Origin of the sequence: Bradyrhizobium sp. BRP56 (genome assembly GCF_020194035.1) — a bacterium.
In the GTDB taxonomy this organism is placed as follows: domain Bacteria; phylum Pseudomonadota; class Alphaproteobacteria; order Rhizobiales; family Xanthobacteraceae; genus Bradyrhizobium; species Bradyrhizobium australafricanum.
The window spans coordinates 1-23,427 of sequence record NZ_JADYVV010000023.1; the positions used below are offsets into that span (position 1 = coordinate 1).

Genomic DNA, 23,427 nt, shown 5'->3' on the forward strand with positions numbered 1-23,427 from the left:
ACACCGCCTGCGACTCGCTTCTGATCGGCGACAAATGCGGCGCGCACACCGTGCCCTATGTCGAGGCCAAGAATTCCTCGGCGACGTTCGAGCATGAAGCGACGACGTCGAAGATTTCCGAGGACGTGCTGTTCTACTGCGTGCAGAGAGGCTTGAGCGAGCAACAGGCCACTGGCCTCGTCGTCAACGGTTTCGCGAAAGACGTGCTGCAAAAGTTGCCGATGGAATTTGCGGTGGAGGCGCAGAAGTTGATCTCTATCTCGCTCGAGGGATCCGTCGGGTAACTAAACGTTTCCGCGAGCCCTTGCGATTGCGGCTTGCGTTCTGGATGACGCATTTCAGGGGCAGGTTAAATGGCGCTACTCGAAGTCCGAGATTTGCATGTTGGTATCGAGGGCTGCGAAATTCTTCGCGGCCTCGATCTTGCGGTCAATGCGGGTGAGGTGCATGCAATCATGGGGCCGAACGGCTCCGGAAAGTCCACACTCAGTCACGTTATCTCCGGCAAGCCCGGCTATCAAGTTAGCGCTGGCCAAATCCTATTCAACGGTGAGGACCTGCTCGCGATGGAGGCAAGCGAGCGCGCGACTAGGGGCGTATTTCTTGCCTTCCAATATCCGGTGGAAATTCCCGGGGCGACCACCATGAACTTCCTGCGCGCGGCGCTGAACGCGCAGCGCAAGGCGCGAGCACAAACGGAATTCTCCACCCCCGATTTTATAAAACGCGTTCGCGAGGTTGCTAATTCGCTCAATATACCGCAAGGCATGCTCAAGCGCGGCCTCAATGTCGGATTTTCCGGCGGCGAGAAGAAACGCAACGAGATTCTGCAGATGGCGCTGCTCGAACCGAGCCTGTGCATCCTGGACGAGATAGATTCCGGTCTCGACATTGACGCGCTGCGGATTGTCGCGGGTGGCATCAACGCTCTGCGTTCGTCGGAGCGCGCGATGATTGTAATCAGCCACTATCGGCGGCTTCTCGACTACATCGTGCCGGACGTTATCCACGTGATGTCGAAAGGGCAGATAAGAAAGAGCGGCGGAAAAGAACTCGCGCTGGAGCTTGAGGCTTGTGGCTACGCACAATTCGAAGACGCGGCGTGACCGCGCACGAGATTTCCCGATGAAGCAGGTTGTGACCAAAACCGCCGCCGGGCGCGCAACGGACAATGTCTTTGCCGCGGCGCATGGACGGTTGCCTGGCTCCGGGCTCGTCGCTCATATCCGTGCGAGGGCGTTCGAAGCCTACGAGCGTGCCGGCCTCCCGCAACGCATCGAGGCCTGGAAATACACCGATCTGCGCGCGCTGATGGGCGCGGTCCTGCCGCTCGCTCCGCGACCCGATGCGGCTGCGCTGGTGCGCGCAGCGGCGTCGGTTAAGCAAACAGCAGTCGATCGGGCGGTCAAACTCGTCTTGGTGGATGGTGTATTCGTACCGGAGCTTTCTGATGTGGACAGTCTGGAAGACGGGGTCGCTGTGCGGTCGCTCCGAGAGGTCCTGGAAGATACGACCGACAGTGCGATGGCCGGCCTGGTGCTGTCGACGACGACTGATGCGGTGATCTCGCTCAATGCGGCAATGGCGACCGATGGCTTCGTGATTACGATCGCTGACGGCGAAGCGGTGAAGCGTCCGATTCAGATCGTTCACGTCACGACCGGATCGTTGGTGTCCAACTTCACGCGTTCCTATCTGCAACTTGGCCAAGGCGCGCATGCGGCCTTAGTGGAGAGTTTCGTCTCGGCTGAAGGCGCGAGCGGCTATCAGACCAACGATGCGACAATTGCCCTGGTTGGTGACGAGGCGAACCTGTCGCATATCCGACTGGCGGCCGACGCCGCTGACGCCGTGCATATCTCATCAAGCATCATCGCGGTCGGCGCAAAAGCGAAGCTCGATTTCTTCAGCATGACTTGTAGCGGCTCCGTCAGTCGCTACCAGGGATTCGTCACGCTGACTGGCGAGGGATCCAAGCTCTCGGCGAACGCCGTCAATCTCATCAGGCACAAGCAGCATGTCGACACGACAATGGTCGTCGATCACGCCGTGCCACATTGCACCAGTCGGGAGAAGTTCCGTGCGGTGATCGACGAATGCGGCCGTTCGGTGCTCCAAGGCCGGATTGTCGTTCGTCCTGGCGCGCAGAAGACGGACGCCACGCTGACGACGCGGGCGCTGCTTCTGTCCGACGAGGCCCGGGCCGACAACAAGCCCGAACTCGAAATCTTGGCCGACGACGTGACTTGCGGCCACGGATCGACGTCAGGTGCGCTGGACGGTGCACTCGTATTTTATCTGCGTGCTCGCGGTCTATCCGAAAAGGACGCGCAGGCGTTGCTGATTGGAGCATTCCTGGGCGAGGCGATTGAGGAAATCGTCCCCGAGAGCCTGCGCGATTTTGTGACCGCGCAAACTGAACACTGGATGCAGGCGCGGAGATGAGCGTGCATCCCGCGATGAGCAATGGCAGGTACGAGGTCAACCGTCTGCGTGCGGACTTTCCTGCGCTGAGCATGACGGTTTATGGCAGGCCGCTGGTCTATCTCGACAATGCCGCCTCGGCTCAGAAGCCGAAGGCGGTACTTGACCGCATGATGCAGGTCTACTCAAGCGAATATGCCAACGTTCATCGCGGTTTGCACTACCTCGCTAACGCTGCGACCGAGGCGTATGAAGGCGCGCGTGCCAAGCTGGCGCAATTTGTGAACGCCCGTCTAAACGAAGAGATCATCTTCACCCGCAGCGCCACCGAGGCAATCAATCTGGTCGCCCAGACCTTCGGCCGTGAACGCGTCACCCCGGGGGATGAGATCGTTCTCTCGATGATGGAACATCATTCCAACATCGTGCCGTGGCATTTTCTCAGAGAGCGCCTCGGCGCGGTGATCAAATGGGCACCAGTGGATGATGACGGCAACTTCCTGCTGGATGCCTTTGAGCAGCTCCTGACCCGGCGCACCAAGATGGTTGCGATCACACAAATGTCGAATGCTCTGGGGACCGTCTTACCGGTAAAGGAGGTGGTGAGGATCGCTCATGCTCGCGGTATCCCGGTGCTGATCGATGGTTCGCAAGGATGCGTCCATCTGAACGCCGACGTCTGCGACATCGATTGCGATTTCTACGTGATGACGGGCCACAAACTCTATGGTCCGACCGGCATCGGCGTGCTCTACGGCAAATCTGAGCATCTGGCGTTGATGCCACCCTTCAATGGCGGGGGCGAAATGATCCGTGAGGTCTCACGTACCGGCGTCATCTATGGTGATCCGCCGCACCGCTTCGAGGCGGGTACGCCACCGATCGTCGAGGCGGTCGGTCTGGGGGCGGCTGTGGACTACATCAATTCAATAGGCAAGAAGCAGATCCGCGAGCACGAAAGCGCACTGCTTGCTTACGCTCAGCAGCAGCTGGCGGACATCAACTCCGTGCGCTTGATCGGCACACCAGCCGAGAAGGGGCCGATCATCTCCTTTGATATGAAGGGTGCGCATGCGCATGATATTGCCACCGTCATCGACCGCGCAGGTGTGGCGGTGCGGGCAGGGGCCCATTGCGCGATGCCGCTGCTCAAGCGCTTCGGTGTTCTGGCGACATGCCGTGCGTCCTTCGGCCTCTACAACACACGTGAAGAGATCGATACGCTCGTCGGTGCGCTCATCAAGGCGCGGCAGCTGTTCTCGTGAGACGGCGAGTGGGCCACGTCTAAGTGGCTAGGGAGCTTGCATCGAACTCGGCGGGCGATGACGTCATGCACAAGACCATCATCGTCTTCGCTGAAGGTAAGCATCCGTCGTGCCCGGCAGCATAGATGGTATTGGCAAGCCGGAGCCGCCAGCCACCCACTCGTCCATGTTAGCGGCCGTCCCGCCGCGCGCGATCGCAAAATCTTGCAATCGGCGGCAACTGCGCGTCTTCGAGAACTGCGCGGCGCAACTTCGCGCATAGCCGGCACTTGTTCCATTTCGAACAGGGTCAACGAAGAAGTCTCCGCGCAAAGCGCGATGTCGCGTTCGCAACAACAACCAGCCTCATCGGACGGGCCGCGCTAACTGTGTCTATTTGTTCTGGTTTTTGCGCTCCCGACGGACTGGCATGCTCGTTGCAAAAGTCTTGGTCAGCAAGAAGCACTTCCAACCGCTAACCCTTGAAGGACATCAGCATGAGTCTCGCCACGACCCAGAGCATTGCAGAAATCAGGGCTCGTAACAAACAGCTGATCGACGAGGTGCTGAAGGTCTATCCAGAGAAGACCGCGAAGCGGCGTGCCAAGCATCTCAACGTTCACCAGTCCGGGAAGTCCGATTGCGGAGTCAAGTCCAACATAAAATCCATACCTGGTGTGATGACAATCAGAGGCTGCGCCTATGCAGGATCCAAGGGGGTGGTCTGGGGGCCGATCAAGGACATGGTCCATATCAGCCACGGCCCGGTTGGCTGCGGCCAGTATTCGTGGGGCTCGCGTCGTAACTATTACGTTGGCACAACGGGCATCGATAGTTTTGTAACCCTGCAATTCACCTCCGATTTCCAGGAGAAGGACATCGTATTCGGTGGCGACAAGAAGCTGGTCAAAGTCCTTGACGAAATCCAGGAGCTTTTCCCGCTCAACCACGGCATCACCATCCAATCGGAATGCCCGATCGGATTGATCGGGGACGACATCGAGGCCGTGTCAAGGTCGAAATCCAAGGAATATGGTGGCAAGACCATCGTGCCTGTCCGCTGTGAGGGCTTTCGCGGCGTGTCGCAGTCGCTTGGCCACCACATCGCCAACGACGCGGTGCGCGATTGGATTTTCGACAAGCTCGACCCCGACGGCAAACCAAAGTTCGAGCCGACGCCCTACGATGTTGCGATCATTGGTGACTACAATATCGGCGGCGACGCCTGGTCATCGCGAATTCTGCTGGAGGAAATGGGCCTGCGGGTGATTGCACAGTGGTCCGGCGACGGTTCACTCGCCGAGCTCGAAGCAACGCCGAAGGCGAAGCTCAACATTCTGCATTGCTACCGTTCGATGAACTACATCTCGCGTCATATGGAGGAGAAGTTCGGTATCCCCTGGTGCGAGTACAACTTCTTCGGACCTTCAAAGATCGCAGAATCGCTGCGCAAGATTGCCGGCTATTTCGACGACAAGATCAAGGAGGGTGCCGAGCGGGTGATCGAAAAGTACCAGCCGCTGGTGAACGCCGTGATCGCAAAATATCGCCCGCGCCTGCAGGGCAAGACGGTGATGCTGTACGTCGGCGGGCTTCGTCCGCGTCATGTGATTGGCGCCTACGAGGACCTCGGCATGGAAGTCGTGGGAACCGGATACGAGTTCGGTCATAACGACGACTATCAGCGCACCGCACAGCATTATGTAAAGGACAGCACGCTCATCTACGACGATGTCAACGGCTATGAGTTCGAGCGCTTCGTGGAAAAGCTCCAGCCTGATCTGGTCGGCTCGGGCATCAAGGAAAAGTACGTTTTCCAAAAGATGGGTGTGCCGTTCCGGCAGATGCATTCCTGGGACTATTCGGGCCCATATCACGGCTATGACGGCTTTGCGATCTTTGCGCGCGACATGGACATGGCTGTCAACTCGCCGATCTGGAAGAAGATGAAGGCACCTTGGAAGGAAGCCTCGAAAGCCAAGCTCTTGGCTGCAGAGTAACAAGCACTTGGTTTCACAATAGAGCAACCGATCCCGCTCTCTGCGGAGAGTTGGGCGATATCAATTTCGATAGTGAAGGATCCTAACATGGCGCAGAGTGCAGAACATGTGCTCGATCATCTCGAACTGTTCCGCGGTCCAGAATACCAACAAATGCTGGCCGACAAGAAGTTGTTCGAAAATCCCCGCGATCCTGCCGAGGTCGAACGTATCAAGGAATGGACGAAAACCCCCGAATATCGCGAAAAGAATTTCGCGCGGGAGGCGCTTGCGGTAAATCCGGCCAAAGCCTGCCAGCCGCTTGGCGCCGTTTTCGTCTCAGTCGGTTTTGAGGGCACGCTGCCCTTCGTCCATGGCTCGCAAGGCTGCGTGGCCTATTACCGCAGCCATCTGTCGCGGCACTTTAAGGAGCCGAGCTCCTGCGTGTCTTCGTCGATGACGGAAGACGCCGCTGTGTTCGGGGGGCTGAACAATATGATCGACGGCCTCGCCAACAGCTATAACATGTACAAACCCAAGATGATTGCGGTCTCGACGACCTGCATGGCTGAGGTAATCGGCGATGACCTCAACGCCTTCATCAAGACGTCGAAGGAAAAAGGCTCGGTTCCGGCAGAGTTCGACGTGCCGTTCGCACATACGCCGGCGTTCGTCGGCAGCCACGTCACGGGCTACGACAACGCACTCAAGGGCATTCTCGAGCATTTTTGGGACGGCAAGGCCGGAACGGCGCCGAAGCTGGAGCGCAAGCCAAATGAGGCAATCAACATCATCGGCGGCTTTGATGGCAATACCGTTGGAAATCTTCGCGAGATCAAGCGAATCTTGGCATTGATGGGCATCGAACATACGATTCTCGCCGATAACTCTGAAGTCTTCGATACCCCGACCGACGGCGAGTTCCGGATGTATGACGGCGGCACCACGCTGGAAGACGCGGCGAACGCGATTCACGCCAAGGCGACAATCTCCATGCAGCAATGGTGTACGGAAAAAACGCTGCCGTTCGTGTCCGAGCATGGCCAGGACGTCGTGTCTTTCAATTACCCGGTCGGTGTGTCCGCAACAGATGATTTTCTCGTGGCGTTATCACGCATCAGCGGCAAGGAGATTCCGGAGGAGCTCGCGCGAGAGCGTGGCCGCTTGGTTGATGCCATCGCGGACTCCAGCGCGCATATCCATGGCAAGAAGTTCGCGATCTATGGCGATCCTGATCTCTGCTATGGGTTGGCTGCCTTTCTGCTCGAACTCGGCGCCGAACCGACCCATGTGCTGTCCACCAATGGCAACAAGGCGTGGCAGGAAAAAATGCAGGCGCTGTTTGCAAGCTCGCCATTTGGTCAGGCCTGCCAAGCCTATCCGGGGCGGGACCTCTGGCACATGCGCTCGCTCTTGTTCACGGAGCCGGTTGACTTTCTGATTGGCAATACACACGGCAAGTACCTGGAACGGGACACGGGAACGCCACTAATCCGCATCGGGTTTCCAATTTTTGATCGGCATCACCATCACCGCTCCCCCGTGTGGGGCTATCAGGGCGGCCTGAATGTACTGGTGAAGATCCTCGACAAGATCTTCGACGAAATCGACAAGAAGACCAATGTTCTTGGCAAGACTGACTATAGCTTCGACATCATTCGTTGATGGCGGAGAGTGCGCGTGCCATCGCCGGAACACTCGCCGATGGCGCGCGTGCAAGATGGTCGGCAGAGAGTTGCTTTCGCAGAGAGGAAAAAGCTGATGAGTTCGCTAGCGGCCACGGTCCAGGATATCTTCAGCGAGCCGGGCTGCGCCAAGAATGGCAATAAGTCGGAGGCTGAGCGCAAGAAGGGTTGCACCAAGCAACTGCAGCCGGGCGGCGCTGCGGGCGGGTGTGCCTTCGACGGCGCCAAGATTGCGCTGCAGCCCTTTACCGACGTCGCTCACCTCGTGCATGGTCCGATCGCATGCGAAGGCAATTCTTGGGACAATCGCGGCGCGGCGTCCTCCGGCTCTAGTCTGTGGCGCACGGCATTCACAACCGATATGAGCGAAACCGATATCGTATTTGGGGGCGAGAAGCGGCTCTGCAAAGCGATCAAAGAGATCATCGACAAGCGCGACCCGCCCGCAATCTTCGTCTATCAGACCTGCATCCCGGCCATGATCGGCGACGATATCAACGCGGTCTGCAAGGCGGCGTCTCAAAGGTTCGGCAAGCCGGTGATTCCGATCAATTCCCCGGGGTTCGTTGGTTCCAAGAACCTCGGTAACAAGCTCGCCGGCGAGGCCTTGCTCGACTATGTAATCGGAACGCAGGAGCCGGACTACGCCACGCCGTACGATGTAAACCTGATCGGAGAATTTAATCTCTCGGGAGAGCTCTGGCAGGTAAAGCCGTTGTTCGAAGAGCTTGGCATCCGGATTCTGTCTTGCATCTCGGGCGATGGCAAATATCGCGAAGTCGCTTCATCCCATCGCGCACGGGCAGCGATGCTGGTGTGCTCGAAGGCCATGGTCAACGTCGCACGCAAGATGGAGGAACGCTACGGGATCCCGTTCTTCGAAGGGTCATTCTACGGTATTCAGGATTCGAGCTATTCGCTGCGCCAGATCGCCCGCTTATTGGTTGAACGTGGCGCGCCGCAAGAGCTGCTCGGGCGCACCGAAGCGGTGATCGCACGCGAGGAGGCGAGAGCGTGGGCTGCGATCGAGCCGTACAAGCCACGCTTCAAAGGCAAGAAGGCTTTATTGATTACCGGCGGCGTCAAGTCATGGTCGGTCGTTGCGGCGCTACAGGAAGCCGGCCTCGAAATGGTCGGAACCAGCGTGAAGAAGTCGACGAGCGAAGACAAGGAACGCATCAAGCTGCTCATGGGGCAAGATGCCCACATGATCGAGGATATGACGCCGCGCGAAATGTACAGAATGCTGAAGGACGCCAAGGCGGACATCATGCTCTCGGGCGGCAAATCGCAGTTCGTTGCACTGAAGGCGGCGATGCCCTGGCTCGATGTCAACCAGGAGCGTTGCCACGCCTATATGGGCTATGTCGGAATGGTCAAGCTGGTGGAGGAGATCGATAAGTCGCTCTCTAACCCGATGTGGGACCAGCTACGTCGACCGGCGCCATGGGAGGCCTTGGCCAAGGCGATGGTGCATATGCAATCGCCGGTGGCGGCGATCGCGCGCGATCCGGCGCTCGCCGAAGCGGCGCGGCGCGCGAGAAAGATCTGCTCCTGCAACACGGTCGATCTCGGCACGATCGAAGATGCGATCTACGCGCATGGCCTGAAGAGCGTCGAGGCAGTCAGAAATCACACTAATGCCGTCGGTGGCTGCTGCAAGCGACGCATCGAGGACGTCCTGGCGTCCGCGCCGCCCGCCGGGCTGCAGGCCGCCGAATAGGAAGGTGTCATGGCCATCGCGACGTTGCCGACAAAAGCATGCGCGGTTAACCCGTTGAAGATGAGCCAGCCGATCGGCGGCGCATTTGCGTTCATGGGGCTAAGCGGGGCGATGCCGCTTTTGCACGGCTCACAAGGTTGCACCTCCTTCGGGCTCACCCTCTTTGTGCGGCATTTCAAGGAGGCTGTACCGCTGCAGACCACTGCGATGAGCGAGGTCGCGACCGTGCTCGGCGGCTATGAGAATCTCGAGCAGGCGATACTCAATATCTACAATCGTACCAAGCCAAAGATCATCGGAATCTGCTCGACCGGTGTCACCGAGACCAATGGAGACGATGTCGATGCCTACCTCAAGCTGATCCGGGACAAGCATCCGCAGCTTGCGAAATTACCGCTGGTTTATGTCTCGACGCCTGATTTCAAGGGGGCGTTCCAGAACGGCTGGGAGAAGGCCGTGGCGAGCATTGTGGAGTTGCTGGTGGAAGGGCCAAACGTCAATGGCCTGCGCGATCCATCGAGGGTGAATGTTCTTCCAGGATGCCACCTCACGCCGGGTGATCTTGATGAACTTCGTGCCATCCTGGAGGATTTTGGGTTGCGGCCGTCCTTCCTGCCTGATCTGGCGGGGTCGCTCGATGGGCATATCCCTGATGACTTTACCCCAACGACCATCGGCGGCATCGGCGTGGACGAAATCGCGAGCATGGGCCGCGCAGGGTGGACTATCGCGATAGGCGGGCAGATGCGGCGAGCAGCAGAGGTCATGCAGGCCAGGACCGGCGTGCCATTTCGCCTGTTCGAACGGTTATGCGGTCTCGGTCCGAACGACGAATTCGTGACTTTTCTGAGCGAGATCAGCGGCCGCCCCGTGCCATCGAAATATCGGCGCCAGCGCGGCCAGCTCACTGACGCAATGCTGGACGCGCACTTCCATATTGGTGGTCGCAAACTTGCAATCGCGGCCGAGCCAGACCTGCTGTTCGACCTGTCCAGTATGCTGCACGAGATGGGCGCGCAGGTGAGCGCGGCGGTGACGACCACGCAGTCGGCGGTGATCGAGCGGATCAAGACCAAGGAGGTGCTGATCGGCGATCTTGAGGATCTGGAAGAGCTAGCCAGAACAAAGCATTGCGACCTGCTGATCACGCATTCGCATGGCAGGCAAGCGGCGGCTCGGCTGAAAATCCCGTTCTATCGAGCCGGTTTTCCGATATTCGATCGGCTTGGTGCAGGGCACCAGCTATCCGTCGGCTATCGTGGTACGCGCGATCTGATCTTTGATATCGCCAATCTTGTGATCGCGGACCGCGAGGAGAATCATCAGCCGACGCCCGATAGGTGGAGGCCTTCGGCGGCACAGCCGCCAATGTCGGGCCACCGCAGTGCAGCTGAGAGGTCGACTGCATGAAGGTCGCATTCGCCACACAAGACCTAAGACGCGTCGATGCCCATTTTGGTTGGGCAAAGAATATCGCCATCTACGATGTCGCGCCAAACGGGCACGTGTTTCTCAAAGCGGTTGAGTTCGAGGGAGATCTCAAGGAAGACGGTGACGACGATAAGCTGGCGCCGAAGATCGAGGCAATCAAGGATTGTGCAATCCTGTATGTTGCCGCCATCGGCGGTGCCGGTGCTGCGCGGGTGGTGGCCAACAACATCCATCCTATCAAGGTGAATAAGCCAGAGAACATCCTGGCGCTGCTCGAAAAGCTCGAGCGCGTATTGAAGGGCACGCCGCCGCCGTGGCTACGCAAGGCCTTGGCGAAGGACCAACGGCGCACATTCGAGTTCGACGAATGAGGTGAGATGACCGAGGCCACAGAAATGGCGCAGCAGGGCGACCCCCTCGATTCCCCGTTCCTCAAGGAACTGGTCAAGATATGGCGTGCTCAGGATACCAACGGAGCCTGGGAGGCCAAGAGCGATTTCGAGCTGCTTGAACCCTATATCTTGGACAAGGAGAAGCGACGGGCACTGCCGATTGTCGGCGATCCTGATCCCGACACGCTGTGGCGGCTGGAGCTGTTCTTCAATGCAGTCGCACTCTCGATCGAGAGAGCTACCGGCGTGATGATCCAGCCGATGCTGAAGATGCACCATGAAGGTTTTGGCCGCATGGTGCTGATCGGGGGGCGGCTGATCGCCGTGAACAGGCAGCTGCGCGATATGCATCGCTTCGGCTTCGATAACCTCGCAAAGCTCGCGCAGGAGGGTGACAAATATGTCGGGGCCGGAATTGACTTGATTCGGAAATTTCCGGACGTGGCAAACTATTGAGGGCATTCATGAGCGATCGTGAACTACTGAAGGCGGAGCTAAAGAAACTTTCGGCCAAAGCGCTCCAAGCCAAAATGGATCTGCACGACCTCTCGGAAGAACTTCCCATCAACTGGACATCGATCATGGTGGTGGCGCAGAAGGCGCATGATGCCTATGCCGAACTCGAACGCAAGAGCCATGATTTGAAGGCGCTGGAAGTTAATTAGAGGAGGCCGATTCATGTCATTTGCAACGCGTGATGGCCGCGACTGGACGCCGGACTACTTGATTTCGATAGATGCCAACAAGTGCATCGGCTGTGGCCGGTGTTTCAAGGTGTGCGGTCGAGATGTCATGACGTTGAGGGGGATCAACGAAAGTGGCGAACTTGTCGACCTCGACAATGACGATGACGATGAAATTGAAAAGAAGATCATGGTTTTGAATGATCAGGGCGCCTGCATCGGCTGCGGAGCCTGCGCCAGAGTTTGCCCGGCCAGTTGTCAGACCCACGGATCAGCCGCAACCGAAGCTGCGTAAGCCGAAGGCCGGGTCTGTCCCTACGGCAGGCGTGCGGCATGTAGCGGGCGAGAGCCATTGCTGGTCGCGTGCAACACGGGCGTGAAGATCAGGCCGGCCTGCGCTGATAGTCTCGATGGCCTAGACGACCTGCCGCGGCCCGACGATGCCGCTGCACCGAACGGCGGGGACAGCGCAACAGCGCGTCACGAAATGGTCGATATCGGCAGCACACGACTAAAACGCACAGAACTGGAAAACGAGAGCGTAAGGGCGGGCCGGTCCTCGATAGACGTGTGCATTTGTTCAAGTATCTGATCAAACCCCCAGCCTGCAAGTGCTCTAATGAAAGGCGATCGTGCGTGTGGCGATGAGTGGCCAGTCCTTGAGGGATGGACCATCGTCATATGACGTAATGTGCACTCACCGAATGCAATTCGATGAGTAGCGAGTGCGGCGAATGCGCGCGGAGCGCCTGGTCGTAGCGTGCGAGGCGGACAGAGGCTTTGCGCTATCTGGGTCAGCTTGCGGTAAGCTAGGCTGTGTATTCTAGTCGGCAGAGCTTGCGCGGCACGAGCTCAACAGCGTGCAAATTTGCCGATAGGAGAGCGATCTGATGTATGGCAGAATCGTTGGCTCATCGAGCCCGTCCACAGGCGCCAGCCAAGCTGATGAAGCGGGAGAGGCGGGGGACAGCTCGCATTTTGCGGAAATGGTTGCAGGCGTCGGTTCAAGTGGGGCGTCGCCGGCGCGATACTCTCTGGAATCCAATCCGCCCATTTCCGAGATCGATCGCTCTTCCTTCAATGACGGACTGTGGAGATTTCTGGGTTCTGATATCCAGAGCATCGCAAGTAGCCGGGAAGAGTACTCGGATTTCGTATCCAAGAAAGCTGAGCGCGCAGCAACGGTCGCTGGAAGCTATCTCCACACCTACGATGATCTGTCCAGGCCAGCGAAATTTTTCAGCTATAAATTGGGTGACGAAACGGTCGGCCTCTTAAGAGTGGGAGGTCCGGTTCGGATCAAAGGAGACGCCTTCCGGAACCAGTTTGGCCGCAACGATCTGACGTCTGTGGTAGACCTTCGGGTGACACATCCCCTGGTCGAGAATGCGGGCGATATTCTGCTGGAACATCAACTGAGAATTGATGCGCGCAACGGCGCTGAGCCGCTGATCTTGTCAAAACCAGCCTTAGGCGGGATGGAACCCCGCCTGGCGGAAATGGGTTTTGTTCACGTGGGGCGAAACCACTGGGTGCTTGATCCTCACCAGCATCCGGAAGTGTGGACCAAGAATGAGAACGACGAGTGGCAGCGAGTAGGCAAGCCTACAAAGTACCTCGCCAGGGCAGGGGATGGTGATAGCACGACCCAAGCGCCTCGCCAGTTTGACTCTTCTGACGAAGATGATTCGACAGAATACTACTACTTGGAGCGCGCCCTTGCGGGGCTGCACACAGAGTAGAGCAGCTGTAAGTCGCGGGAGCCGGCAGGAAATGGCTGGCGTTTCGTGGATTGCGCGCGCCAGCGAAGGCTATGGCCTGATGAGGCGCACGCTCCCGGTGTGCGCCCAAGGATGATTTTGGCGGTGACCGCGGTTACCGCCAACAGCGGGCACGCCGACTTTAAGGCGTGCCTCGCGGCGAGCTATTAGATCGACTGCAGCAACGACGCGTGCGGCGTTGTTAGCTGGCGGTCAATGCGGCGTCTGCGGAGCATTCAGCAGTCCCTGCATTTTCGCCAGTCTTGGTTGAAATGCATCATTCTCATCAGTCAAGCTGCGCAGGCCCGCAAACGCAAGCACATCTATGCACATGCGAAGATCGAGAATACAAAGAGACGGTGTGCTTCGTCACATACCGTAGACAGCCACACCATTCCGCAGTGCGATGCGACTCGCCTGACTGTGGACGAAAGCGGAACCTTCGAAAGGCTAGAAGATCAATGCTTGCGCGGGATTCGTCTCATCATGCACCAACGCGAGTGAGTTGTTGTACAGGCGAGCTTTTACGTCTCGAGTGCTACAATGCGGAGCCAATCTGGCGAGCTCCTACGGTTGTCGCATTGTTGACACAGGTGATATGAAGCGTGTCGTCGTATTCGACGAGCAATGAATGCAGTCAGACGCCATTTACGCGATTTGCGGTCTTAGCGACATTCCAAGCCGCCGGGCCATGGGATTCCGTCTTATGATCGTCGATCACGACGGCAATCAGCGGCCGTGGTCTATCGTTGTGGTGCGCTGGGGCAAGACGGTGCTCGGTTATCTCAATAGATGCCCGCACAACGGCGTTAATTTGGACTGGGAGCGGAACGAGTTCCTCGATCCATACGGCGTCCGGCTGATGTGCGGTAAACACGGATCGACCTTCGAACTTGGCACTGGCCGGTGCGTCGAAGGTCCGTGCAAGGGCAGAGCGCTCACGCCGATCGCCTTGACAGTTCTGGATGGTGATATCTGTGTCGTCGGCGTGCGTCTTGTCGAAGACGATACGCCTTTTGATGAATGAAGCCAGCGCTCAGACCGGCCGATTTTCGTTTCGATTCTTCACGGGTTCCATCCTCTTCAGCCCATCTTCGTACGAGATCTCATCACAGGACAGATCCAGATTCTTTGCCGCATCGAGCAGGTAATCCAGCTTGCCACCTGAATCGAGCTTCTTGATGTCGTCCTTGTTGATTCCGACCAGGTCCATCATCTCCTTCCAAACTGTGGACTCGTCGCACGGAAGGACGTGGAAAGTGGCATCGCCAAGCCTGACTCGGTATTTCGCCAGCAGATCTATGTTGTTGCAGAACATGAAGTAGCTGCCGTCGGGGCTTAACGCGCCGTCCAGCACGCCTGCAACGTCGGCAAGATAGGCGAAGGAATGCAGATAGCCGGCTAGCACCGGAATGGTTCGCTCTCCATCATGGGCGATGGTCAAAACTTGTTCGATCGAATAGTCCGGCGGCCGCTTCTCGTCCGCGACCTGGGTTTGGAATTTCAGTGCGACGTCACCGCGAAAGCCGAACCGCCCAGGCTTAATGGTCCCGCCTTTGAATACGGCATTGAGCAGGCGACCCTCCTTCTCAAGTCTGCCGAGTGCGGTGTTCTCGATTGCAGTCATTAGAACGTTCCTCGATCTAAGCGTTTCACCAACGCTTCGGCGTCGGTGCGAGATGCAATGCAAATTGCTTGCCGCCCATGTGCAGCGGTCTGCGGCATAGCCGGGAAGGAAAAGGCGTGAAATGGGCACCGACAGCCTGAAGCAGCCTTGTCCGAAATTCGACACGAGTACCAAAGTCAACAGGCGTGGCCCGAAAAGGCAAGCATCATCAAATGTCTGCGCGCTGGCACATGACTTGCCAAGAGCACGCAGTCCTAAGCAGATGAAGGATAAGCCATGATCAACCTGACGGATAGCGCGGTGAATGCGGTCAAGAGTGCGATTTCATCATCGACACAGCCAGCTGGCGGCCTGCGCATTATGGTCGAGGCAGGCGGCTGCAACGGGTTCAAATACACGATGGGTCTGGTTGAGGAACCGAAGCCCGACGACAAAGTGATTGAGTGCGGTGACCTGAAGGTGTTTGTCGACGACAAGAGCCATCAACATCTGGTCGGAACAACCATCGACTTCGTGATGGCGCTGGAGAGCGCAGGCTTCACCTTTCACAACCCGAACGCCACCTCGAGCTGCTCCTGCGGAAAATCGTTCAGCTGATATGGAAGAGACATCGAGCATGTCGGCCGAATCAGAGCAACTCAGGCAATTGCAGGCCGCCGTGAACGGCCGAAGACCGCGCATTCGCGCCGTACTCGAGAAGATCCGATCCATTCTGCAACGGGGTGACAGCAGTCGAGTGATCCGGATCGGTGGCAGCAGGAACATGGTCTGCGTTGGTGGCAGCGCGTTTTGCGAGCTTTTGAGCGGATCGTTGGAAGGCGTTCAGGCGCGGCTTGTCGAGAGACTCGGCGAATTCGTCCGTTTCATCCCGGTTGCTGCAGCAGCCAAGGCGTGAGATTGAGCAGGGAATCAGGTGCCGATTTATCTCGATAACAACGCGACGACGCGGACTGATCCTTCCGTCGTGCAAGCCATGTTGCCTTACTTCACCGAGCGATTCGGCAATGCCTCATCCAGCCACGCCTTTGGCGGCGAGGCCGCAATCGCGCTGAAGCAGGCGCGCCGTAGCTTGCAGGATCTGTTGGGGAATGCCCACGATCATGAGATCGTTTTTACCTCCGGTGGGACCGAGGCAAATAGTGCTGCCATCCTCTCGGCGCTTGCGAACCAGGAAGGCCGTGACGAGATCGTTACCACCTCGGTTGAGCACTCCGCCATCCTTTCGCTGGTCGAGCAATTGGCGCCGAAAGGCGTCAAGACACATATCATACCGGTAGATTCCCGCGGCCGGCTCGACATCGAGGCGTTTCGCTGCGCGCTCGGGCCCCGCACGGCGATCGTCTCGACCATGTGGGCCAATAACGAGACCGGTACGATTTTTCCCGTGGAGTTTCTGGCCGGGTTGACCCGTGAGGCAGGCGCGCTGTTTCACACAGATGCGGTCCAGGCCGTCGGTAAGGTACGCGTCGACCTGAAGGACAGTGCGATCGACATGCTGTCGCTTTCGGCGCACAAGCTGCATGGCCCAAAAGGGATTGGCGCGCTCTATCTGCGCAAAGGGACAAAATTCCGGCCGCTGATTTGGGGCGGATCACAGGAACGTCGGCGCCGCGGCGGTACTGAGAATATCCCTGGCATCGTTGGTCTTGGAAAAGCTGCGGAGCTGGCGGTGGAGCGGCTCGAGCCGGAGCGTGTTCGCATTGGTGCGTTGCGCGACCGCCTGGAGCAGGGGATTTTGCACAGCGGCGAGTGCGCGGTGCTCGGCGATACTAGCAACCGGCTAACCAACACGGCCAACATCGCGTTCGATGATCTTGAAAGCGAAGCAATCGTCCATCATCTCGATCGTGCGGGCATTGCAGTGTCGCTGGGGGCAGCCTGCAAGTCCGGCTCAATGGAGCCATCGCATGTTCTGCGCGCCATGCGGGTGCCGGAGCGGAGTATGCGCGGCGCGGTGCGCTTTTCTCTGTCGCGTGAAACCTCTGTTGCGGAGGTCGATGAGGTCGTGTGCGTACTATGCGACATCGTGGCTCGCCTGCGCGCCAATTTGCGGGGATCGGCCAGTCTGGCCAGCTATGCGCGGCAGTCGAGGGAGTTGAGCTCGTGAAGATCATGATTCGCCGCGCTCCGGACTCGGGCCTGTCGATCTACGTGCCGAAAAAGGATCTCGAACAGTCGATCGTGGAATCCGAGCACGAGACGCTATGGGGCGGCTGGATCAAAATAGCCAATGGCTGGGTGCTCGATTTGCCGCAGATGGCGACCGATACGCGCTTACCGGTGACAATCAATGCCAAGAAACGAGGCGAAAACGGTGACGATCCGTGAATGCGCCCGTGCAAATCGATTTTGTCAACGCAACCGATGCTAAGGCCATTCTCGCGGACGTTGCTGCCGGGCTGAGGGCCGCGAGCATTGTTCCCTATATCGGTCCTGGCCTTGCTGAACTGTCCAGACCCGATGTGCCGACGACGCCTGAGGCGTTATCTGCTTTCTTCGCCAGCAAGGTCGCGCTGCCGCGACGGGCCAACAGCAATGCATGGGCCGCGGCGCAGCACATCGAAATCAGCAAACATCGCTCCACCGTGACGGCATTGATGGCGCAGGCCTTCGCTCGGCCGGTCGAGCCGACCGCCTTGCACGATCATCTTGCGTCTCTGTCGCTGCCCATCATAGTCGATACATGGTATGATGGCGCGATGCGCGGGGCGTTGGATAAGCGCGATGGATGGGGCGAAGTGCAGGGTATCACCCGCGCCAGCATTGGCGAGAATCGCTGGTATCGCTTTTATGACTCGATTGGCCAAGCGGTCGACGGTGTCGTGGCGGATGGCTGGGCGACGGTGCTGTACAAGCCGCATGGCGGTGTGCAGCCGGCAAAGAACTTCCTGATCTCCGACGCGGACTATGTCGAGGTGCTGACCGAAATCGACATCCAGACACCGATTCCGGACATCATCAAAGAAAGGCGGATCGGACAGAGCTTTCTCTTCATCGGCTGTCGGTTCAACGACCAGCTGTTGCGTAGCTATGCCCGGCAAATCATCAAGCGTACAGCCAAAACCCACTATGCGATCGTTGATCTAGATGCGCTCTCACGCAATGAGCTCCGCTTTCTGCGCGAGCAGGGCCTGACGCCGCTTGCGATTGGATTGCCTCGCGCAGTCGAGATACTGCTCACCCATTAGGGCGTTGCGAAGCCGGACCACCAGGTCGCATCGGCCTATTGTCAGATGCCGCATCGCATCAAGGTCAACGGGGAAGGAGCCGGGATCGCGCATGCGTGGCGTTTGAATGAATGCACCCGCCGTGGAGCTCGGCGGCAGGAACATGACGTGCTTGTTGGCTTTCAAACACGCGCATGGTTGCTGTTCTTGCATTCGGTTGCGTTGCTGTTCCAGCTAACTGTTTGGCGCATGGCTACAATCGCATCGACTCTACCATGGCATATGAGTTGCTACTGCTCTTGCTGAGGCTCTCGGGGCTGGTCCTGAGAAACCGATCATTGCCTGCAGGGAGACATGGGAAATGAACGCGGTCGTCGGGCGCGGAAAATGTGCCAAAGCTGCGGTAGGTGCCAGCAAGATGGTGCAGGCCGCCGAGCATAAGGGCTGCCGCACCTCGTCCAACTCCGGGCAGGCGAGTTGCGGCTCGCGGGCAGGGCAAGGCGATCTGCCGACCGAGATCTGGGAAAAAGTGAAGAGCCATCCCTGCTACAGCGAAGAGGCGCATCATCATTACGCGCGCATGCACGTCGCAGTAGCGCCAGCCTGCAACATCCAGTGCAACTACTGCAACCGCAAATACGACTGCGCCAACGAATCACGTCCGGGCGTGGTGAGCGAGAAGCTCACGCCGGAGCAGGCGGTAAAGAAAGCGCTTGCGGTCGCGGCCACTATTCCCCAGATGACCGTGCTTGGCATCGCCGGTCCCGGCGATCCGCTGGCCAATCCAGAAAAGACGTTCAAGACGTTCGAACTCGTCGCCAAAGCGGCTCCGGACATCAAGCTGTGTCTATCAACCAATGGGCTGAGCCTGCCAGATTATGTTGACGTCATCGCCAAGTCCAAGGTTGACCATGTCACGATCACCATCAACATGATCGACCCCGAAATCGGCGCCAAGATCTATCCTTGGATCTTCTTCAACCACAGGCGCTACACCGGCCTCGACGCGGCAAGGGTACTTGCCGATCGCCAGCTGCTAGGCTTGGAGATGCTTAGCGAACGGGGGATCCTGTGTAAGGTCAACTCTGTGATGATCCCGCATATCAACGACGGTCACTTGGTCGAAGTGAACAAGGCGGTGAAGTCGCGCGGCGCCTTCCTCCACAATATCATGCCGCTGATCTCCGCACCCGAGTACGGCACGGTGTTTGGCCTCAACGGTCAACGCGGGCCGACAGCGCAGGAATTGAAGGCGCTGCAAGATGCTTGCGAAGGGGAGATGAACATGATGCGTCACTGCCGTCAGTGCCGTGCCGATGCTGTGGGTCTACTCGGAGAAGATCGCAGCGCAGAGTTTACGACCGACCGAGTCATGAAGATGGACGTCAAATACGATCTCGAGATGCGCAAGGCTTACCAAGACCGGGTAGAGGATGAGCGTGCTGCCAAGGCCGCGGCCAGCAAAGAAGAGCTCGGGGAATTGGGCGGAGCGGCGAGCGAGATCTCGCTTCTGGTGGCAGTCGCAACCAAAGGCTCCGGCCTGATCAACGAGCACTTTGGACATGCGAGGGAATTCCAAGTCTACGAACTTTCCACATCCGGCACTAAATTCGTCGGCCACCGCCGCGTAGACGTCTACTGCCAAGGCGGTGATGGGGAGAAGGATAGGCTTTCGACTATCATTCGCGGCATCAATGACTGCCACGCGGTGTTCGTGGCCAAAATCGGCGGCAGCCCGAAAAGCAACCTGATCAAGGCCGGAATCGAGCCGGTTGATCAATACGCGCATGAGTTGTTTGAGAAGTCGGTGATCTCCTGGTTCCGATCTTATCTCGACCGGGTGAAAAGCGGTGAGATCCAGCACGTGAAGCGCGGCGACGCGTCGATTCGGCAGAAAGCCGTGATCTCTGCGGCGTAGGGGGGGATGTGCCATTCAAGATCATTGCTTCGCAGTGTACGAGCTGCTCAGCCTGCGAACCCTTGTGCCCGAACGTTGCAATCTCTGAGAAGGCGGGGAGCTTCGTCATTGAACCGGCAAAATGTACCGAATGCATTGGCTATTTCGACGAGCCGCAATGCGTCGCCGCCTGTCCAGTCGACAATACCTGCGTTGTTGACACATCCTTGGCGCGATACCAGGCGCCAGCCTAAAGGTGAGCCCAGTGAACGGATTGCCGCCGCTTGATGATGCGAACCGTGCCCAGGAATGAGCCCATGCGCCTGCTCCTGCGAAGCGAGCCCCATCGCAGCCTCGCCGTCTGGCCCGGATCTTCGCTTGATGTGCGAGGAATGGCGCCGATGCTGGCCGGCCAGCACAATGAAGTTGATCGCGCCGTTGCGCGCCGCATCGCTGCAGCTGTTCTACCGATTGATGAGTCATGCGGAGGTCGAGTGCCGCCACTCTCTGGCATGGGTTGTCCGCGATGAGTGGCCGTTAGCCATGGCGAACGACCCGAACGCCTCCGTGCGATTCGAGAATATGCAGGGACTGTTGCCGAGGGTGCGAACTGCACCGCAGCACGGTCCTGACCGGTATCTCCGCCTTGAAATGGCGTGCGGCATTGCCGCTGGTGAATCGCGGGATGTCTTCGAGAATGAGGACAAATCGATGCAGGACCTCGCTTGCGCTGGTATGGCGGCGGCCCTGCGTGTCCATGAGGAGCGCTGCATGAATAAAATCGTTCGCGATAGCGACGTCGTCGAGCTCAGCGGGCCGCCTTTCTTCAGCTTTAGCGAAAAGGTACGGGCCAATCGCACCATCCGTAATGATGGCACCTTTCGCGGCAAAGAGATTGGCGAGGTGTTGGTCAAGAAGGGAGAGGTCGGTTACGTCGTTTCGATCGGAACGTTCCTGCAGCAATTCTACATCTACGGCGTCGAGTTTCTCGAACGTGGCTACCGCGTTGGCATGAAGCGCAAGGAGCTTGAGTCGGTGGACGCGTGCGAGGAGATCGATGATTTGCCATTGCCGGAAGAGGCTGTGTCATGACTGAGGACCGCTTTCCGAAATATCGGCGGGGCCAACGCGTTAAAGCGGCGGTCGACCTCATCAACGATGGCTCTTTTCCCAATACGGAACCCGACGGGATCGTGCTCGGCGCCGGAGCAACCGGCGAGATCGTCAGAGTCGCTATCCATACCGAAGCCGACGTGCCGATCTATACTGTCGATTTTGGTGTGCAACGGCTCATTGGCTGTTTTGAAGAAGAAATCACGGTGCTCTGAAGGGGGGCTTTCGCGATGACTGCCGCGCTGATGAGGAAGGTAAAAACCGGGTTGGTTCCTCACCCAAACGAGCTCGATCGCATGCGGATCGAGCGCGGCTTGAGCTCGCGCAAGCGCTATCTGTATGTCTCGCCGAACGTGACGCCAGTGAGGGGTGGTTATCTGATCGAGAGTCCCTGTTGCTCGCGCAATATCGACCAGGATGGTGGTCTCATTGATGTCGCGCTGATTCTTTACGACACCGTCAGTGGGATCTGGAAGCTGTTTTGCAAGAACCACGCGCAAGGGATCTGGGAATTTTACAGCCTTTACCACCACTTGACTTCAGCAATCGATGAGTTGAACGCGGATCCGGAGCGCCTGTTCTGGCAATGATGACCACCTTAGGGAGTCCTAGAGGAGCCACGATGGCGCTTACTGCGGAGGAATTGATTGAAATCGAAGGGCTGCTTGCTGTCGACGGCGCGGACATGGGCCCCCTTGTCGAGCTGCGGCGCCGCTTTCCGCAGCTTGCATGCGTTCGCTGCGATGCGTCGGATGTGACGGATCAGCCGTTCCGGCGGTTCCCTCGTTTCGACCTGCATTTGCTCGACGGGTCGGATCACTGCGTGCAGATTACGGCCGATCCGAAGCGGGCGACCGGCATCGTGTTGGCAAGAAGGAATGTTGCGCGGTGAGCGGGATTGAACTGGCAGCGCATCGGCCTGATGGTGCGGACAGGATGGAGGCAAATACGTCCTTCATTCCATTGTCCGATCCCGATATCACCTTCGCCGAGCTCTCCGCCGTGGAAACGATTCTGTGCTCGCCGCAGATCTCCAATGGGTCGGTCACTGAGGCGTTCGAGCACGCTTTTGCAGCCTATCTTGGCCGCAAATATGCCGTTGCGGTCTCGAGCGGCACCATTGGGCTCGTGCTTGCGCTCAAGGCGGTCGGCATCGGGCCAGGGCAGGAAGTCATCGCTTCGCCCTATTCCCTCCGCGAGACCGTCCATGCGATCGGTCTTGCAGGCGCGCGGGCGGTATTTGCCGACATCGACTATTGGTCGGGAACATTGGTCCCAGATAAAGCCGAAGAGCGCATCACGGCCCACACGCGGGCGATTGTCACCGGCAATCCCAACGGCCATCCCGCGCCGTGGTCGGAATTGCGGGCGATCGCGCAGCGCCACCATCTGGCGCTTCTAGAGGATTCCACCGAAGCAATCGGATCGCGCTACAAGGGCGAACTCGTCGGCCGGTTTGGCGACCTGGCGGTCTTCGACTTTGCCCAGCCCTTGGCCCTAAGTTGTGGCGAAGGCGCAATGGTGGTAACGGACGATATCGACATCGCGGTTGGCTTGCGTCGCTATCGCGCCCACCGCCTGGACGAACGCTCCTCCGTGATCGTCGGTGCCGCAGCACCATACCAAGCCGGCATGAGCGATCTCACGGCAGCCTTGGGTCTGGCGCAGCTTAAGCGTCTCGATGAAATCCTGGAGCGTCGTCGGCTGGTGGAGCAGCTCTACAACGCGCATATGCAATCATTTGAGGGCATCAAGCCGCCTTACGTCGGTCCCCATGTGACCGAGGTGAATTGGTTGCTCTATCTCGTCCATCTTGGAACACGCTTCACGCGATCCGGCCGCGATGCCATCGTCGATGATCTGCGAGTCGCCCAAATTGAAGCCGTCGCTTATAGCCATCCGCTGCACTTGCAACGCCACTACTTCGAACTCGGCTATCGACGTGGCGATTTCCTTGTTGCCGAAAAGATCGCCGATCGCGCCCTGGCGCTGCCGTTTCACACCCATCTCACGAACGACAGGATCGAGTTCATTGTCGAAGCCGTAAAGGATGCCTCGATCAACGTGGGCGCAGGGGCAGCGATCTACTGAGATGCGCGTCATCCACCACATCGAAGGACCACGATTGAATGCGATGATCCCACTTGCGACGTCGCGCGAGATGAGCGGGGCGACCGAGGGGGGCCGTGGGCACGAAGAAGACCTGCTCGAAAGTAGCGAGGCGCGGTCTCCAAGCCGCGGCTGGAGGCCACGCAAGCTGCCGGAAACGGAGCACGTCGCAACAGAGATCCTCAGTTTCGGC

Annotated in this window: 27 protein-coding genes; 26 read left to right on the plus strand and 1 reads right to left on the minus strand. The window is 58.4% G+C overall.

Annotation, left to right across the window (positions count from 1 at the left end; all coding sequences use genetic code 11):
* From I6F38_RS17660 to I6F38_RS17725, 14 genes are all read left to right on the plus strand, one after another.
* A partial coding sequence (locus I6F38_RS17660) for a SufD family Fe-S cluster assembly protein (protein ID WP_225161249.1) occupies window positions 1-284 on the plus strand: 284 nt, incomplete at its 5' end.
* Between the two features lie 69 nt (window positions 285-353).
* Window positions 354-1,106, plus strand: a complete 753-nt coding sequence (gene sufC / locus I6F38_RS17665) for a Fe-S cluster assembly ATPase SufC (RefSeq protein ID WP_028343124.1) — start codon at window positions 354-356, stop codon at window positions 1,104-1,106.
* Window positions 1,107-1,125: 19 nt separating this feature from the next.
* Window positions 1,126-2,445, plus strand: coding sequence for a Fe-S cluster assembly protein SufD (sufD, locus tag I6F38_RS17670; protein WP_016848149.1), 1,320 nt, complete (start codon window positions 1,126-1,128; stop codon window positions 2,443-2,445).
* On the plus strand, window positions 2,442-3,689 hold the full coding sequence (locus I6F38_RS17675; RefSeq protein ID WP_225161250.1) for a cysteine desulfurase: 1,248 nt from the start codon (window positions 2,442-2,444) through the stop codon (window positions 3,687-3,689). The genes sufD and I6F38_RS17675 overlap by 4 nt, the downstream gene beginning before the upstream one ends.
* 476 nt (window positions 3,690-4,165) lie before the next feature.
* Window positions 4,166-5,668 (plus strand): nitrogenase molybdenum-iron protein alpha chain, encoded by a 1,503-nt coding sequence (nifD, locus tag I6F38_RS17680; protein WP_026192298.1) that lies wholly within the window; start codon window positions 4,166-4,168, stop codon window positions 5,666-5,668.
* A gap of 87 nt (window positions 5,669-5,755) precedes the next feature.
* The gene (nifK, locus tag I6F38_RS17685) at window positions 5,756-7,312 is read left to right on the plus strand and encodes a nitrogenase molybdenum-iron protein subunit beta (RefSeq protein WP_018269909.1); all 1,557 of its coding nucleotides are present in this window, start codon (window positions 5,756-5,758) and stop codon (window positions 7,310-7,312) included.
* Window positions 7,313-7,408: 96 nt separating this feature from the next.
* Window positions 7,409-9,055 carry a nitrogenase iron-molybdenum cofactor biosynthesis protein NifE gene (gene nifE / locus I6F38_RS17690; protein ID WP_225161285.1) on the plus strand — a complete coding sequence of 549 codons (1,647 nt, stop codon included), beginning with the start codon at window positions 7,409-7,411 and terminating at the stop codon, window positions 9,053-9,055.
* A 9-nt stretch (window positions 9,056-9,064) separates the two neighbouring features.
* The gene (gene nifN, locus I6F38_RS17695; protein ID WP_225161251.1) at window positions 9,065-10,465 is read left to right on the plus strand and encodes a nitrogenase iron-molybdenum cofactor biosynthesis protein NifN; all 1,401 of its coding nucleotides are present in this window, start codon (window positions 9,065-9,067) and stop codon (window positions 10,463-10,465) included.
* The gene (gene nifX / locus I6F38_RS17700; RefSeq protein WP_018269911.1) at window positions 10,462-10,857 is read left to right on the plus strand and encodes a nitrogen fixation protein NifX; all 396 of its coding nucleotides are present in this window, start codon (window positions 10,462-10,464) and stop codon (window positions 10,855-10,857) included. The genes nifN and nifX overlap by 4 nt, the downstream gene beginning before the upstream one ends.
* A 6-nt stretch (window positions 10,858-10,863) precedes the next feature.
* Window positions 10,864-11,334, plus strand: coding sequence for a NifX-associated nitrogen fixation protein (locus I6F38_RS17705; RefSeq protein WP_225161252.1), 471 nt, complete (start codon window positions 10,864-10,866; stop codon window positions 11,332-11,334).
* An 8-nt stretch (window positions 11,335-11,342) separates the two neighbouring features.
* On the plus strand, window positions 11,343-11,543 hold the full coding sequence (locus I6F38_RS17710; protein ID WP_016848159.1) for a CCE_0567 family metalloprotein: 201 nt from the start codon (window positions 11,343-11,345) through the stop codon (window positions 11,541-11,543).
* A 13-nt stretch (window positions 11,544-11,556) separates the two neighbouring features.
* Window positions 11,557-11,856 (plus strand): ferredoxin III, nif-specific, encoded by a 300-nt coding sequence (gene fdxB, locus I6F38_RS17715; protein ID WP_018269913.1) that lies wholly within the window; start codon window positions 11,557-11,559, stop codon window positions 11,854-11,856.
* A gap of 595 nt (window positions 11,857-12,451) precedes the next feature.
* Complete coding sequence (locus tag I6F38_RS17720; RefSeq protein ID WP_225161253.1) at window positions 12,452-13,303, plus strand: host specificity protein; 852 nt, start codon at window positions 12,452-12,454, stop codon at window positions 13,301-13,303.
* Between the two features lie 649 nt (window positions 13,304-13,952).
* A complete protein-coding gene (locus I6F38_RS17725; RefSeq protein ID WP_026192300.1) occupies window positions 13,953-14,348 on the plus strand; it encodes a Rieske 2Fe-2S domain-containing protein in 396 nt (131 codons plus the stop codon).
* Window positions 14,349-14,357: 9 nt separating this feature from the next.
* Here I6F38_RS17725 and I6F38_RS17730 read toward each other — a convergent pair whose 3' ends face one another.
* Entirely contained in the window at window positions 14,358-14,948 is a 591-nt protein-coding gene (locus I6F38_RS17730; protein WP_016848163.1) for a hypothetical protein, read from the minus strand.
* 276 nt (window positions 14,949-15,224) lie between these two features.
* Between I6F38_RS17730 and I6F38_RS17735 the strand changes: the two genes are divergently transcribed.
* From I6F38_RS17735 to I6F38_RS17790, 12 genes are all read left to right on the plus strand, one after another.
* Window positions 15,225-15,545 (plus strand): iron-sulfur cluster assembly accessory protein, encoded by a 321-nt coding sequence (locus I6F38_RS17735; protein ID WP_018269916.1) that lies wholly within the window; start codon window positions 15,225-15,227, stop codon window positions 15,543-15,545.
* 19 nt (window positions 15,546-15,564) lie between these two features.
* A complete protein-coding gene (locus I6F38_RS17740; RefSeq protein WP_026192301.1) occupies window positions 15,565-15,843 on the plus strand; it encodes a hypothetical protein in 279 nt (92 codons plus the stop codon).
* 18 nt (window positions 15,844-15,861) lie between these two features.
* Complete coding sequence (nifS, locus tag I6F38_RS17745; RefSeq protein WP_225161254.1) at window positions 15,862-17,055, plus strand: cysteine desulfurase NifS; 1,194 nt, start codon at window positions 15,862-15,864, stop codon at window positions 17,053-17,055.
* Complete coding sequence (nifT, locus tag I6F38_RS17750) at window positions 17,052-17,276, plus strand: putative nitrogen fixation protein NifT (RefSeq protein ID WP_018269919.1); 225 nt, start codon at window positions 17,052-17,054, stop codon at window positions 17,274-17,276. Before nifS ends, nifT begins: the two co-directional genes overlap by 4 nt.
* Window positions 17,273-18,136, plus strand: a complete 864-nt coding sequence (locus tag I6F38_RS17755; protein ID WP_225161255.1) for an SIR2 family protein — start codon at window positions 17,273-17,275, stop codon at window positions 18,134-18,136. Before nifT ends, I6F38_RS17755 begins: the two co-directional genes overlap by 4 nt.
* A 340-nt stretch (window positions 18,137-18,476) precedes the next feature.
* The gene (nifB, locus tag I6F38_RS17760; RefSeq protein WP_225161256.1) at window positions 18,477-20,033 is read left to right on the plus strand and encodes a nitrogenase cofactor biosynthesis protein NifB; all 1,557 of its coding nucleotides are present in this window, start codon (window positions 18,477-18,479) and stop codon (window positions 20,031-20,033) included.
* Window positions 20,034-20,041: 8 nt separating this feature from the next.
* Window positions 20,042-20,266, plus strand: a complete 225-nt coding sequence (locus I6F38_RS17765) for a 4Fe-4S binding protein (RefSeq protein ID WP_075968411.1) — start codon at window positions 20,042-20,044, stop codon at window positions 20,264-20,266.
* Window positions 20,267-20,783: 517 nt separating this feature from the next.
* Window positions 20,784-21,104, plus strand: coding sequence for a nitrogen fixation protein NifZ (locus tag I6F38_RS17770; RefSeq protein ID WP_026192302.1), 321 nt, complete (start codon window positions 20,784-20,786; stop codon window positions 21,102-21,104).
* The gene (locus tag I6F38_RS17775) at window positions 21,101-21,340 is read left to right on the plus strand and encodes a nitrogen fixation protein NifZ (protein WP_016848172.1); all 240 of its coding nucleotides are present in this window, start codon (window positions 21,101-21,103) and stop codon (window positions 21,338-21,340) included. Before I6F38_RS17770 ends, I6F38_RS17775 begins: the two co-directional genes overlap by 4 nt.
* A 15-nt stretch (window positions 21,341-21,355) precedes the next feature.
* Window positions 21,356-21,715 (plus strand): DUF3024 domain-containing protein, encoded by a 360-nt coding sequence (locus I6F38_RS17780; protein ID WP_016848173.1) that lies wholly within the window; start codon window positions 21,356-21,358, stop codon window positions 21,713-21,715.
* A 32-nt stretch (window positions 21,716-21,747) separates the two neighbouring features.
* A complete protein-coding gene (locus I6F38_RS17785) occupies window positions 21,748-22,017 on the plus strand; it encodes a hypothetical protein (RefSeq protein ID WP_016848174.1) in 270 nt (89 codons plus the stop codon).
* A 44-nt stretch (window positions 22,018-22,061) separates the two neighbouring features.
* Window positions 22,062-23,216: a DegT/DnrJ/EryC1/StrS family aminotransferase gene (locus I6F38_RS17790; protein ID WP_225161286.1), complete on the plus strand. Its 1,155-nt coding sequence runs from the start codon at window positions 22,062-22,064 to the stop codon at window positions 23,214-23,216.
* Window positions 23,217-23,427 lie beyond the last annotated feature (211 nt).